The sequence below is a fragment of the Streptomyces sp. NPDC013455 genome (assembly GCF_040632975.1).
Lineage (GTDB): Bacteria > Actinomycetota > Actinomycetes > Streptomycetales > Streptomycetaceae > Streptomyces.
In genome coordinates, this window is record NZ_JBEYCX010000004.1 from 189,700 (window position 1) to 202,381 (window position 12,682).

8 protein-coding genes are annotated in these 12,682 nt (G+C 73.8%); 5 read left to right on the forward strand and 3 right to left on the reverse strand.

The genetic code is table 11. The features are described from left to right. Positions 1–343: 343 nt before the first annotated feature. Complete coding sequence (locus ABZ576_RS09295; protein WP_360737894.1) at positions 344–1,696, reverse strand: serine hydrolase domain-containing protein; 1,353 nt, start codon at positions 1,694–1,696, stop codon at positions 344–346. Positions 1,697–1,797: 101 nt separating this feature from the next. Beyond that, on the reverse strand, positions 1,798–3,006 hold the full coding sequence (locus tag ABZ576_RS09300; protein WP_360737896.1) for a cytochrome P450: 1,209 nt from the start codon (positions 3,004–3,006) through the stop codon (positions 1,798–1,800). A 1,473-nt stretch (positions 3,007–4,479) separates the two neighbouring features. Here ABZ576_RS09300 and ABZ576_RS09305 point away from each other — a divergent pair. Further along, positions 4,480–6,621, forward strand: coding sequence for a SpoIIE family protein phosphatase (locus ABZ576_RS09305; protein ID WP_360737899.1), 2,142 nt, complete (start codon positions 4,480–4,482; stop codon positions 6,619–6,621). Between the two features lie 115 nt (positions 6,622–6,736). Here ABZ576_RS09305 and ABZ576_RS09310 read toward each other — a convergent pair whose 3' ends face one another. After that, the gene (locus tag ABZ576_RS09310) at positions 6,737–8,260 is read right to left on the reverse strand and encodes a S1 family peptidase (protein WP_360738390.1); all 1,524 of its coding nucleotides are present in this window, start codon (positions 8,258–8,260) and stop codon (positions 6,737–6,739) included. Between the two features lie 210 nt (positions 8,261–8,470). On the opposite strand from ABZ576_RS09310, the gene ABZ576_RS09315 reads away from it, so the two are divergent. The 4 genes from ABZ576_RS09315 (at position 8,471) to ABZ576_RS09330 (ending at position 12,681) form a co-directional block, all read left to right on the forward strand. Beyond that, positions 8,471–8,884 (forward strand): PaaI family thioesterase, encoded by a 414-nt coding sequence (locus tag ABZ576_RS09315; RefSeq protein WP_360737901.1) that lies wholly within the window; start codon positions 8,471–8,473, stop codon positions 8,882–8,884. Positions 8,885–9,335: 451 nt separating this feature from the next. Next, positions 9,336–9,554 (forward strand): type A2 lantipeptide, encoded by a 219-nt coding sequence (locus tag ABZ576_RS09320; RefSeq protein WP_360737903.1) that lies wholly within the window; start codon positions 9,336–9,338, stop codon positions 9,552–9,554. Positions 9,555–9,655: 101 nt separating this feature from the next. Continuing rightward, entirely contained in the window at positions 9,656–10,462 is an 807-nt protein-coding gene (locus tag ABZ576_RS09325; protein WP_360737905.1) for an HlyD family efflux transporter periplasmic adaptor subunit, read from the forward strand. Beyond that, complete coding sequence (locus ABZ576_RS09330; RefSeq protein WP_360737908.1) at positions 10,459–12,681, forward strand: NHLP family bacteriocin export ABC transporter peptidase/permease/ATPase subunit; 2,223 nt, start codon at positions 10,459–10,461, stop codon at positions 12,679–12,681. Before ABZ576_RS09325 ends, ABZ576_RS09330 begins: the two co-directional genes overlap by 4 nt. The last annotated feature ends 1 nt before the right edge of the window (position 12,682 follow it).

The window sequence follows — 12,682 nt, forward strand, 5'->3', positions numbered from 1 at the left end:
GCGGTCCGGCCGGCGACCGGACCGGGCCGGCCGCCGGACCGCCCGGCAGGCCGGTGACTCGAGCCACCGGCCAGGGAATCGGGCAGGGTCTGGAGCGAGCCGACCCCGGACCGGAGACCGGACCCGGGCAGACCCGGGCCCACCCGGCACCGGCACCGGAGCGGACCGGCCCCGGACCGAACCGGAACCAGACCAGAACCGCACCAGAACCGGACCAGTACCGGGCCGGAGTCAGAACCCGAATCGGAACCGGAACCCGAGCCCGCCCCCGGAGCGGAACCCCTGCCCGCACCCGTGACCGCGCCCGCCCTCCGGTGCGGGCCGGAACCGCCGTGACCGTCGTTCAGCCGTCGTCGGTGCGGCGGGCCATGCGTCCGGAGATCTGCACGCGCTCGATCCTCCCGGTGGCCGGATCGCGGTGGAAGCGTCCCCCGGGTTCGGGCCGCCCCGTGGCCGGGTCGAGCAGGTCGCACGACAGGTCGGCGTAGCAGCGCAGCGGAATGGGCACATCGCCGTCCACGGACAGCGCCGGCGCGCCGTCCGGGCCGGGCGTGACCAGGTACGTCGTGGTGCCGTTGCGGTAGGTGCCCACGCAGTCGGGCAGGGCGACCGGCCGGCCCCGGCCGGTGGGCCGTGCGCCGGCGGGCACGGGTATGCCGGTGAGCAGGGCCGTTTCGTCGGCGAGTGCGTGCCAGAGCGCGGTGGCGCCGCCGGCGTTGCCCGTGAAGGCGACCACCACCCCGCTCTCCGGGTCGGCGCGCAGGTGGCAGGACGTGCCCTGGGCGTTGCCGTCGTGGCCGTACCACACGTGGCCGTCCCGCTGGTAGAGGGCGAGTCCGGCGCCCCAGCCGTCGGCCAGGGCGCCGGGGCGGGCGGCGGGCTCGGCGCGTCGCATCTCCTTGGCGACGGCGGGCGGCAGCAGGTCGGAGCGGCCGATCAGCGCGTTGCCGAACGCGGTCAGGTCCAGTGCGCCGGCGAGCAGCGCCCCGGCCGGTGCCTCCAGTGGCGCGAGGTTCTGCCGGGCCGGACGGGCCTGCCCGGTCGCGGTGTTGACGGCGTGTCCGGCGGCCACGGGGCGGGCCGGGGCGGTGTCCGTGACGAAGGCGGGTACCACGCCCAGGGGTTGGAGCAGCAGCGCCCGGACCGCCTCCGACCACGTCATGCCGGTGACGGTCTCCACCAGCCGGCCGGCGGCGACGTAGCCGGCGTTGGAGTAGGAGAAGTCGGTGCCCGGCGCGAACAGCGCGTCACGGGCGGTGCAGACGGTCGCGAGGTAGCGGGTCGCGGTGGTCGCGGCGGCGGTGTCCGAGTCGGGCCCGGTGGGCAGGCCGCCGGTGTGGCTGAGCAGGTGACGTATGGTCACCTCCGGTAAGTCCCCCAGCTCCGGGAGGTGCGCGGCGGCCGGTTCGTCGAGGTCGACGTCGCCGTCGTCGGCCAGGAGCATGACCAGCGCGGCGGTGTAGGGCTTCGTCAGCGATCCCAGCGGGACCGCGGTGTCGTCGGTGAAGGGGGTGCCGGCCGTGACGTCGGCCGTACCGGTGTGCAGGGCGATGACGTCGGTGCCGGTGTCCACGACGAATTGGGCGCCGGGCACCCTGTGGGTCCGGGCGAGGGCGTCGAGGCGGTCCTGGAGGTCCCGGCGCACCAGGGAAGGCGTCCGGGAGGCGGCCGGAGCGGCGGGGGTGGTGTACGGCATGAGAAGGGGACTCCCGTTGGTGGGTCTCATGTGCGGGTGTGCCGGTCCGGCCCGTGGACGAGCGGAGTGCGGGGCCGGCCGGGGGCGCGTCGCGCCCGGGCCTATGGTCTGGCGACCTCGACGGGCAGGTGCCGTACGCCGATGATGACGGCCGGGTTCTGGTAGGCCACGTCCTGGTACGAGGGGATCGCCAGGCTGCGGAATCGTTTATTCAGCATGCCCAGCGCGATCCGGGCCTCCAGTCGGGCCAGCGGCGCGCCGAAGCAGAAGTGGATGCCGTGTCCGAAGGTCAGGTGGGGGTTGGGCCGGCGCGTCACATCGAAGAGGTCGGGCGTGTCGAAGTGCGCGGGATCGCGGTTGGCGGCACCCAGGTGCACCATCAGCAGGCTGTCCGCCGGGATGTCGTGACCGCCGAGGACCACGGGCCGGGTGACCCTGCGGCCCAGCTCCGGGAAGGGCGGCAGCCAGCGCAGCACCTCCTCGACGGCGGACGGGATACGCGCGGGGTCGGCGCGCAGCGCGGCGTCCGTGCCGGGGTGCCGGTCGAAGGTGACGAGGGCGTTGCCCAGCAGCGCGGTGGTGGTGATGTGACCGGCGACCAGCAGGAGGGCGACGAAGCCGACCATCTCCTGGTCGGCGAGGCGGACTCCGTCCACCTCGGCGGCGATGAGCCTGCTGGTCAGGTCGTCGCCGGGAGCGGCACGGCGGGCGCGGATGTGCTCCAGCATGTAGCCGTTCATCTCGCGCACGGTGGGGGCGATGGCCTCCAGCGCCCGTTCCAGGTCGGCCATGTCGGGCGCCTCGCCGAGCTGGTCGCCGCCGAAGAGCACGCTCGCCCACTCCTGGAAGAGGCGGTGCTCCTCGGCGGGGATGCCGAGCAGTTCGGCGATGACGATGATCGGCAGCGGATAGGCCAGCGCGTCGACGAGGTCGAACCGGTCCCGGTCGGCGACGGCGTCCAGCAGCCGGGCGCACACGGCCTCGATGCGGGGTTCCAGACCGTGCACGACACGCGGGGTGAACGCCTGGCTCACCAGCGTGCGGAGCTTGCGGTGTTCCGGCGGGTCCATGCCGACGAAGTTGCCCTGCCGGAAGGTCTCGAAGTCGGACTGGGTGGGGGCGAGGGCGGAGAGGTCCGAGGAGTACGTCGCCGGGTCGGAGAGCACGGTCGCGGCGGTCTCGTGGTCGAGCACCTGCCAGACGCCCTGGGTCTCGTCGTACCGTACCGGCCCGGCCTCGCGTAAGTTCCGCCAGCGGTCGGGTAACTCCTCCAACAGGGCCCGTTCACCCGTCGGTTGGCTGCTGATCACCTTTTCTCCTTGCTGGCGCGTGCGGGCACGGAGGAGTTGCCGGGGCAGGGGGATGCCGCGGGCCGGCGACGGCCGGGGCCGCGGGCGGTCCGGGCACGACTGCACCACCGCTGCCGGGACGTCCGGGCGGAGGGTACGCGTGACCCGTGGTGCTTCCTCGTGCGGGGCTTGGCGGTCAGGTGCCGCCGGTCTGGTGCCGGATCGGGCCGGGGACACCGGGCACAAGCGGAACTCGCCCCGTGTACCTGACCCTCGTCGTGTGCGCCGCCCTCAACACATGCGGGGCAGGACCCGACGGCCGTAGGGCCGGCCGCGGCTCCTCAGCGCACACTGCCGTGCGGCGCACCAATCCGACATAACCCATCCCCTCGGCGATTCCTCCCGCGCGGTGACCGCGCGGGACCCTCCCGGTGTCGTGAACGGTCCGCGGAGCCGACAGCTCCGCCAGTCCGAATCGAGGTGTGAGAATACGCAGTCGCCGTGCATGCCGCCCCACGATTGGCATGATGCGCACTCCGTGGCACCTTCGTTTCGATGGAACTCGGCCACAGTCTTCACGGTGAGTCACGCGTAAGCAACCCCCTGAAGTTGAACGCAGAGTACTCTGGTGGTGCATTTGCGTCATCATCCGGCAACTTCAGCCGTCCTCTCGCGCGCACGAGGCAGCGGCCGGATCGTCGCAGCCGCGTGTGCCCCGGCGCCTCGTGCGTAAACCGAGCGCGCGAGAAAAACTTCACGCCGGAGGCCGGACGAGCGGCCCCCGGCCCCAAGGGCCCTGCCCGGCCGGTCCCGTGCCGCTGCGCGCAGAAGATGGCCGAACCCGCCCCTGATCTGGGGGGACGATTCGGCCAACGGACGCCGCGGGAACCGCTTTCGCAGACCGCACCGGACCGCCCCCGGGGAGCGCGCCGGATCGCGCCATCGCCCGCGACGGCTCACCATCGGCGTGTCGCATCGCCCCGCGGCCGGCCTCCAGAACCAGACCGGCGCCGGCCCGAGGGGACGGGATCCGCGGCTGCGACGTAGGGATTCGGCCATCCCGGCGCGACAGGGGCGCACGGGACGACCCCGTACACCACCCGTGCTTCCCCTGTGCGAGGTCCGTTCCGCCGCCGTGCACCCGGCCCGGCGGACCGTCGCACCGGCGCACCCGGCGGTCCCCGGACACGGCGAAACGGGCAGGTCGGCCGGGGTCGGCCGAACCGGGGACGGGGAGGTCGGGCCGGCCGTGCACGGCCGCTGTCCGGCCGCCGGGACACGCGGGCGGCGCCGCCCCCCTTCCCTCGTGTCCCGGCCGACGCGCCCGTGCGGTCGGCGCCGGTGCATGGAGACGGCCGGGCGGGGTAGGCGTAGCCGACCCCCGAGCAGGGGCGCGAACCGCGCCTCGTCCAGCGCTCGCCGTGCGCCGGGCGCCGCCGCGAGGGAGTCTTGTGCCCGGGGCGCGACGCACGGCCGTACGAGGAGGTGGTCGGTGTGTCCGACGGGTCAGGGCCGAGACCGGCACCGGCGGCCGACGGGGCGCCGGCCGGTCTGCCTGTGCTGTCGCTCGCGCTGGCCTCGATGCTGGAAGGGGTGCACGCGCACTCCGGCGCGGTCTACCTGCTCAGGCCCGACGAGCCGGTGCTGGAGATGGCGGTGCACGCGGGCATGCCCCGGGCGTTCGCGGCGCCCTGGGAACGGGTCGGGGTGAGCGCGCCGATCCCGGTCGCGGAGGCGGTGCGCGAGCGGCGGCTGGTGTGGGTGGGCGGCGAGGAGGAGATGGCCCGCCGCTATCCGCGTATCGCGGTGGTGCTGCCGTACCCGTTCGCGCTGGCCGCGGTGCCCGTGGCGACACAGGAGACGGTGTACGGCGCGGTGTTCGTGACCTGGCCGGGTTCGCATCCGCCGACGCTGTCCGAGCGGGAGCGGGACCACCTGACGGCGGCCTGCGGTCGGCTGGCGCTGCGGCTGGAGCGGGCCGCGCGGGAGAACCGGCCGTTCGGCCGGGAGCCGGACGTGCTGGCGACACCCCTGACGGGGGTGGCCGACACGCTGGGCTCGGCCGAGGCGGCGCGGATGGTGTCCCGGCTGCCGTACGGACTGGTGTCGCTGGACGTCCACGGCCGGATCTGCTTCGTGAACAAGGCCGCCGCCGAACTGCTCGGCAGACCGGCCGGGGAACTGCTCGGCACGCTGCCCTGGGTGGCGGTGCCGTGGCTGAACGACCCCGTGTACGAGGACCGTTACCGGGCGGCGCTGCTCAGCCAGCAGACGACGTCGTTCGTGGCGATGCGCCCGCCGGGCGAGTGGCTGTCGTTCCGCTTGTATCCGGGCACGACCGGGCTGAGCGTGCGGATCAGCCGGGCCCGGGCGGTGGCGGACATGGCGCGCGGCGCCCCGCGCACTGATCCGGGCCCGTCCCGGCTGGTGACGATCTCCCAGGTGCTGAGCCTGGCGGGCGCGCTGACCGAGGCGGTGAGCGTGCAGGACGTGGTGCAGCTGGTCTGGGAGGAGGTGGCGCCGGCCGTCGGCAGCCAGGCGCTGGTGATGCTGCGGGCGCAGGCGGGGCGGTTGCACGTGCTCGGGCACCGCGGGTACGCCGACCGGCACGTCGTGGAGCGGTTCGACGGGCTGCCGCTGTCCGAGCGCACCCCGGGCACGCAGGCGCTGAACTCGGGCGTGCCGGCCTTCTTCGCGTCGCGCGGGGAACTGGAGCGGCTGTACCCGAACCGGCACGAGACCCCCGACGGCTTCGCGGCCTGGGCGTACCTGCCGCTCATCGCGTCCGGGCGGCCGGTCGGCAGCTGTGTGCTGGCCTACGCCGAGCGGCACGTCTTCCCCGCCGACGAGCGGGCCGTGCTCACCTCGCTCGGCGGGCTGATCGCGCAGGCCCTGGAGCGGGCCCTGCTGTACGACGCCAAGCACCGGCTGGCGCACGGTCTCCAGCAGGCGCTGCTGCCGCACTCGCTGCCACCGCTGCCCGGCATCGAGGCGGCGGCCCGCTACCTGCCGGCCACCCAGGGCATGGAGATCGGCGGCGACTTCTACGACCTGGTGCCGGCCCGGCCGCTGGCGGCGGCGGTGATCGGGGACGTCCAGGGGCACAACGTGACCGCGGCGGGGCTGATGGGGCAGATCCGCACCGGCGTCCGGGCGTACACGACGGTGGGACAGGCACCGCACGAGGTGATGAGCAGCACCAACCGGCTGCTGATCGACCTCGCCGCCGACCTGTTCGCGAGCTGTCTGTACCTCCGGCTCGACCCGGCGCGCGGGCGGGCGGTCATGGCCCGGGCCGGACATCCGCCGCCGCTGCTGAGACGGCCGGACGGGCGGGTGCGGGTGCTGGACCTGGCCGGCGGTCCGCTGCTCGGGATCGACGCCTCGGCCGTGTATCCGACGACCGAGGTGTCCCTGGCGCCCGGCTCGGTGCTCGTGCTGTACACCGACGGCCTGGTGGAGTCGCCCGGCGTCGACATCGAGGACGCGCTGGCCGGCCTGTGCGAAGTGCTCGCGGAGATCGGCGACCAGCCGCTGGAGGCCCTGGCGGACCAGGTGGTCCGGTACGGCACGGCGGCGCGGGAGCGGATGGACGACGTGGCGGTGCTGCTGCTGCGGGCCCGCGGCGGCGGCTGAGGCGCGGCGGCCGAGGCGTACGGCCGCGGTCCGGCCCTCCCGCCGGAGGGCCGGACCGGGCCCCGGCGGCCGGAAAGAGGGGGAGGCCGCCGGGGAGTACGGGGTGCCGGTGACTTCAGTGACCGCCGGCCGGGGACGACGCGCCGTCCTCGGCCGTACCGGTGCCGGTGCCGGTGCCGGACTGGTCGCCGGCCGAGCCGGCCGGGTCGGCCGGGTCGGCCGGGTCGGCCGGGTCGGCTGGGTCGGCGCCGCCGCCGACCGGGTCACCGCCCGCGCCGGCCTGGTCACCGGCACCGGCCTGGCCGCCTTCACCCGCCTGGTCACCGGCGCCCGCCTGGCCGCCTTCACCCGCCTGGTCACCGGCGCCCGCCTGGCCGCCCTCGCCCGCCTGGTCACCGGCTCCGGCCTGGCCGCCCTCACCCGCCTGGTCACCGGCGCCCGCCTGGCCGCCCTCGCCCGCCTGGTCACCGGCACCGGCCTGGCCGCCCGCTCCGTCGCCGGTGTCGCCGAGGGTGGCGCCGGTGGCCTGGAGGGCGGTGGTGACCGGCTGGAAGAAGGTCTCGCCGCCGCTGGTGCAGTCGCCGCTGCCGCCGGAGGTCAGGCCGAGGGCCTTGCCGTCCTGGGTGAACAGGGAGCCGCCGCTGTCGCCGGGTTCGGCGCACACGTTGGTCTGGATGAGACCGTTGACGGTGTCGACGCCGTTCGGGCTGGTCTCGCTCTGGAAGTTGACGGTGGCGTCGAGCCCGGTGACCTGGCCGTCGCGCAGACCGGTGGTGGACCCCATCCGGAACACGTTCTCGCCGACCGTGGCGTCGGCGGCCTGGTTGATCTGCACGGTCTGGCCGTTGCCGGTGTCGACCTCGCTCGGCGCCCGAGTGGCGGCGTCGTTGTACTTGACCAGCGCGAAGTCGCTGCCCGGGAAGGTGGCCTGGTCGACGGTGGCGATGGGCTGCCCGTCCGCGGAGTCGGACCAGTCCTTGGCCGCGACCCCGCAGTGACCGGCCGTCAGGAAGGCGGGGCTGCCGTCGGAGGCGGTGACGTTGAAGCCCAGGGAGCAGCGGACGTTGCCGCCCTGCGCCTGGGAGAAGATGGCGTCGCCGCCCGAGACGAAGGGCTTGAAGGTGCCGGAGGACTTCTTCAGGGTCGCCATGCCGGAGCCGAGGCTGCGCACCGTCGACTCCAGCCGGTCCCACCGGGCGCCGGTGACGGTGCTGTCGGCGGTGACGAGGACCTTGTCGGTGCGCGGGTCGACGGCCCAGGAGGTGCCCGGGATGGTGGCCTTGGCCTTCAGCGTCCGCGCGGCCGCCTTGAGTTCCGCGGCACTGTTCTCCACCTGGCGGACGACCGCGCCCGCCTTCTTCGCCTGGACGATGACGTTGTTGTCGCCGTCGACCACGTTGACGACGAGCTGCTGCTTGCCGCTGTCGTAGTAGGAGCCGGCGAACGCGTCGCCGAGGATCTTCTCCAGCCGTGCGGCGAGGTCGGAGGCGTCGCCGGCCCTCAGGGTCCGCGCGTCCGTCGCGCCGGCCGCGCTCGCCCCGCTCTGGTCCTGGGAGGCGTTGGCGTGGGGCAGCAGGAGGGCCGCCGCTCCGAGCGCCGCGACACCGCCCACCGCTATCGCGGCCTTGCGCTTGGGCATTCGCTTGTGACTCAAACCTCTCGACCTCCTGGGGACGGGGGTCTGCCGCTGAGGGCAGTTCGGATCGGGCTTCGTATCGCGGCGCCTGGATGGCCGTACGTACGCACCGGCCGCGCGGTGTGTTCAATTCCGTTTCACACCGGACGCTTTCGTGCCGGGAATCGGCCACGCTCCGCGTGGCGCGGCGGGCGGCCGGGAACAATCCGCCCCATGACGATGACCGCCGCCGAGGCCGACAAGATCCTCTCCGCTCGTTTCGCCCCCTGGGTGCTCGATCTGGGGCTGACCGTCGAGGCGGTGGGCGAGGACCGGGCCGTGCTGCGTCTGCCCTGGTCGGACCGGTTGGCCCGGGAGGGCGGCGGCATGTCGGGCCAGGCGCTGATGGCGGCGGCCGACACGGCGACGGTCATCGCGGTGTCGGCCGCGCGGGGCGCCTTCGTGCCGATGACGACGGTGCAGCAGTCGACGTCGTTCCAGCGGGCGGTGACCGGTGCGGATGTCCTGATCGAAGCGGTCCTGACCAAGCTGGGCCGCCGGATGGCGTTCGCAGACGTCACGTTGAGCGATGCCGGATCGGGCGCGCTCGCCGCCCGGGCGAGCACGGTCTACGCGATCATGGGCTGACACGCTCGGCGACCGGTCGATCACAGTCAGCTCAAGACGCTAACCGGAATCCCCCCTTCAGGGAATCTGCACACCGGCTACCCAGGCGCCTCACCGGCACCGGCGGTTCTGCACATCCGCACCCCCCGGGCGACACCTTTGGCGAGGAGTGCCGGATTCGCATCGCGGCGGGCAAGGCGCGCGCCGCGACGATGCCGTGCGGCATGTGAAGGAGTCGCCGACAAGACGTGCGCACGCCTGCACGGATACGCCCCTTCGCCAGCCAAGTGCCCAGGTGAGAGCCCTGATTGATTGGAATCGCGCCCGGCGTGCGTGCTTTGATCCATCGCACCGCGGGGTCCGGCGGGCCCCCGGAGACGGGTGCCCGGCGCCCGCGGTCGCGGCCGTCCGTCTGTCCCCAGAGGGGGCCGCTCTCCCCCTTGTGAATATCCATATGAAGGGAAGTTCCACCATGAACTCCACCCCCCAGGTCGAGACCGTCGAGATCTCGGACGCCGAGCTGGACAACGTCTCCGGCGGTCTGTCCTCCAACACCCTGAACAGCACCCTCGGCACCGTGAACGAGATCGCCCCGGGCGTGACCGGTCTGGTCAACACGGTCGTCGGCACCGTCGAGGGCGTCAGCGGCCTGCACACCGCCCCGATCAACGGCCTGGTCGCCGGTCTCTGATCGCACCCCGGTGTCACCGGAGTCCCGGAGCCGTCCCTCGGCTCCGGGACTCTCGGATGCCCTGAAACAGTCGCGTCTCCCCCACAGGTGAGGGAAGTCCCGTGCAGTTCCGCCAACAGGCCCTCGCCAAGCTCCAGTCACCGGAGGAGCTGGACCTCCCGGTGCGGCTCGCCCGCCCGCAGGGCTGGCTCGCGCTCGGCGTGACCGTCGTCGTCATGGCCGCCGCCTCCGTGTGGGCGGTGACCGGCTCGGTCGCCTCCACCGTCGCGGCGCCGGCCGTCCTCACCCACGGGCAGGGCAGCTACCTGCTCCAGAGCCCCGTGTCCGGGCAGGTCACGGCCGTCCTCGCCCGGCAGGGCGAACGGCTGCCGGCCGACGCGCCCGTCCTCAAGGTCCGCACGGCGGACGGCGACACGGTGGTGCGGAGCGTCGCCGCGGGCCGGGTCACCACGCTCGCCGCCACCATCGGCCAGATCATCCGGACCGGCACCACCATCGCCGCGGTCGAGAAGGTCGCCCACGCCTCCGACCCGCTGTACGCGACCGTGTACGTGCCCGCCGAGAACGCGGCCGCCGTCCCGGTGCACGCCCCGGTCGACCTGACCGTGTCCTCCGTACCGACGCAGCGGTACGGAGTGCTGCGCGGCGAGGTGGCGTCGGTGGACCGTACCGCGCAGTCCGCCCAGTCGATCTCCGCGTTCCTCGGGGACAGCCAGCTCGGCGAGCAGTTCACCCGGGACGGCCGCCCGGTGGCCGTGCTGGTGAAGCTCGGCAGGTCGCCGTCCACGAAGAGCGGTTACCGGTGGTCGACCGCGGACGGGCCGCCGTTCCGGCTGGACTCCATGACCCTCGCCACCGCTTCCGTCCGGCTCGCCGACCAGCGTCCCGTCGATTGGCTGCTCCCGTGAACACCGCCCAGCGATCCCGCGGCCGCAGACGCGCGGCCCCCGCCCGGCGACCCGCGCCCACGTCCCGCACCGGCACGGTGCGCACCCCCACCGTCCTCCAGATGGAGGCCGTCGAGTGCGGCGCCGCCTCCCTCGCCATGGTCCTCGGCCACTACGGCCGGCACGTGCCGCTGGAGGAGCTGCGCATCGCCTGCGGTGTCTCCCGCGACGGCTCACGCGCCTCCAACCTGCTGAAAGCCGCCCGCGGTTACGGCCTGACGGCCAAGGGCATGCAGATGGACCTGGCCGCCCTCGCCGAGGTCCGGGCACCGGCCGTCCTGTTCTGGGAGTTCAACCACTACGTCGTCTACGACGGCATCGGCCGCCGCTTCGGCCGGCGCGGGGTGTACATCAACGACCCCGCCAAGGGCCGCCGTTTCGTCCCCATGGAGGAGTTCGACGGCAGCTTCACCGGTGTGGTGCTGGTGATGGAGCCGGGCGAGGACTTCACCCGGGGCGGGCGCCGGCCGGGTGTGCTCGGCGCCGTGCCGGCCCGGCTGCGCGGCACCGCGGGCGCCCTCCCGGCGGCGGTGCTGGCGAGCCTGCTGCTGGTCGCCGTCGGCGCGGCCGTCCCCGCGCTCAGCCGCACCTACATCGACATGTTCCTGATCGGCGGGCAGACCTCGCTGCTGGGCGTGCTGTTCACCTCGATGGCCGCCTGCATCCTGCTCACCCTGGTGCTGACCTGGCTCCAGCAGGCCAACCTGCTGCACGGCCGGATCATCTCCTCCACCCTCTCCAGCGCCCGCTTCCTGCGCCACCTGCTGCGGCTGCCGGTGACGTTCTTCGCCCAGCGCTCCCCCGCCGACCTGGTGCAGCGCCTCCAGTCCAACGACCAGGTCGCCGAAACCCTGGCCCGCGACCTCGCGGCGGCCGGCGTCGACGCCGTCGTGGTCGTGCTGTACGCGGTCCTGCTCTACACCTACGACCCGCAGCTGACGCTCGTCGGCATCGGCGTGGCCCTGCTCAACGTGGCGGCCATGCGCCTGGTCGTACGGCTGCGCGCGACCCGTACGGCCAAGCTGCGCGCGGACACCGCCCGGCTGACCAACACCGCGTACACCGGCCTCCAGCTGATCGAGACGATGAAGGCGACCGGCGGCGAGGACGGCTACTTCCGCAAGTGGGCCGGACAGCACGCCACGACCCTGGAGGAGCAGCAGCGGCTCGGCGTGCCCAGCGCCTGGCTCGGCGTGGTGGCGCCGACGCTCGCCACCTTCAACAGCGCGCTGATCCTGTGGATCGGCGGGCTGCGCGCGGTCGAGGGGCACATCTCGGTCGGTCTGCTGGTCGCCTTCCAGGCGCTGGTCACCCGCTTCACCGCCCCGCTCACCCGGCTCAACGGCGTGGCGGGCCGCATCCAGGACTTCGCGGCCGACGTGGCCCGGCTGAAGGACGTGGAGAACTTCCAGGCCGACCCGCTCTACGCCCGCCCCGGCGGCGGCGACTCGGCCCGGCGGCTGCACGGGCACGTCGAGCTGGAGAACATCACGTTCGGCTACAGCCCGCTCGACAAGCCCCTGCTGACCGGCTTCGACCTGACGGTGGGTCCGGGCCGGCAGGTGGCCCTGGTCGGCGGTTCCGGCAGCGGCAAGTCCACGGTCTCCCGGCTGATCTCCGGTCTCTACACCCCGTGGGACGGGGTGATCCGGATCGACGGCCGGCGGCTGGAGGACATCCCGCGCGGCACGCTCGCCGCGTCCGTCTCCTTCGTCGACCAGGACGTCTTCCTCTTCGAGGGGTCCGTCCGCGACAACGTGGCGCTGTGGGACCCGTCGATCCCGGACGAGGCGGTGGTGGAGGCGCTGAAGGACGCGGCCGTGTACGACGTGGTGATGCGCCGGCCCGGCGGCATCCACAGCACGGTCGAGCAGGACGGCCGCAACTTCTCCGGCGGTCAGCGCCAGCGGCTGGAGATCGCCCGGGCGCTGGTGCGGCGGCCGAGCATCCTCGTGCTGGACGAGGTGACCAGCGCCCTGGACGCGGAGACCGAGCTGGTCGTGATGGACAACCTGCGGCGCCGCGGCTGCGCCTGCGTGGTGATCGCGCACCGGCTGAGCACGGTCCGCGACAGCGACGAGATCGTGGTCCTCCAGCACGGCGTGGTCGTGGAGCGCGGACGGCACGAGGAGCTGGTGGCGCGCGGCGGCGCGTACGCGGCACTGGTCAGGGAGCGGTGAG

Excerpts from the sequence above, each read along its gene's own strand:
- ABZ576_RS09295 (WP_360737894.1), bottom strand. The coding sequence starts at position 1,696 with ATGCCGTACACCACCCCCGCCGCTCCGGCCGCCTCCCGGACGCCTTCC.
- ABZ576_RS09310 (WP_360738390.1), bottom strand. The coding sequence starts at position 8,260 with ATGCCCAAGCGCAAGGCCGCGATAGCGGTGGGCGGTGTCGCGGCGCTC.
- ABZ576_RS09315 (WP_360737901.1), top strand. The coding sequence starts at position 8,471 with ATGACGATGACCGCCGCCGAGGCCGACAAGATCCTCTCCGCTCGTTTC.
- ABZ576_RS09320 (WP_360737903.1), top strand. The coding sequence starts at position 9,336 with ATGAACTCCACCCCCCAGGTCGAGACCGTCGAGATCTCGGACGCCGAG.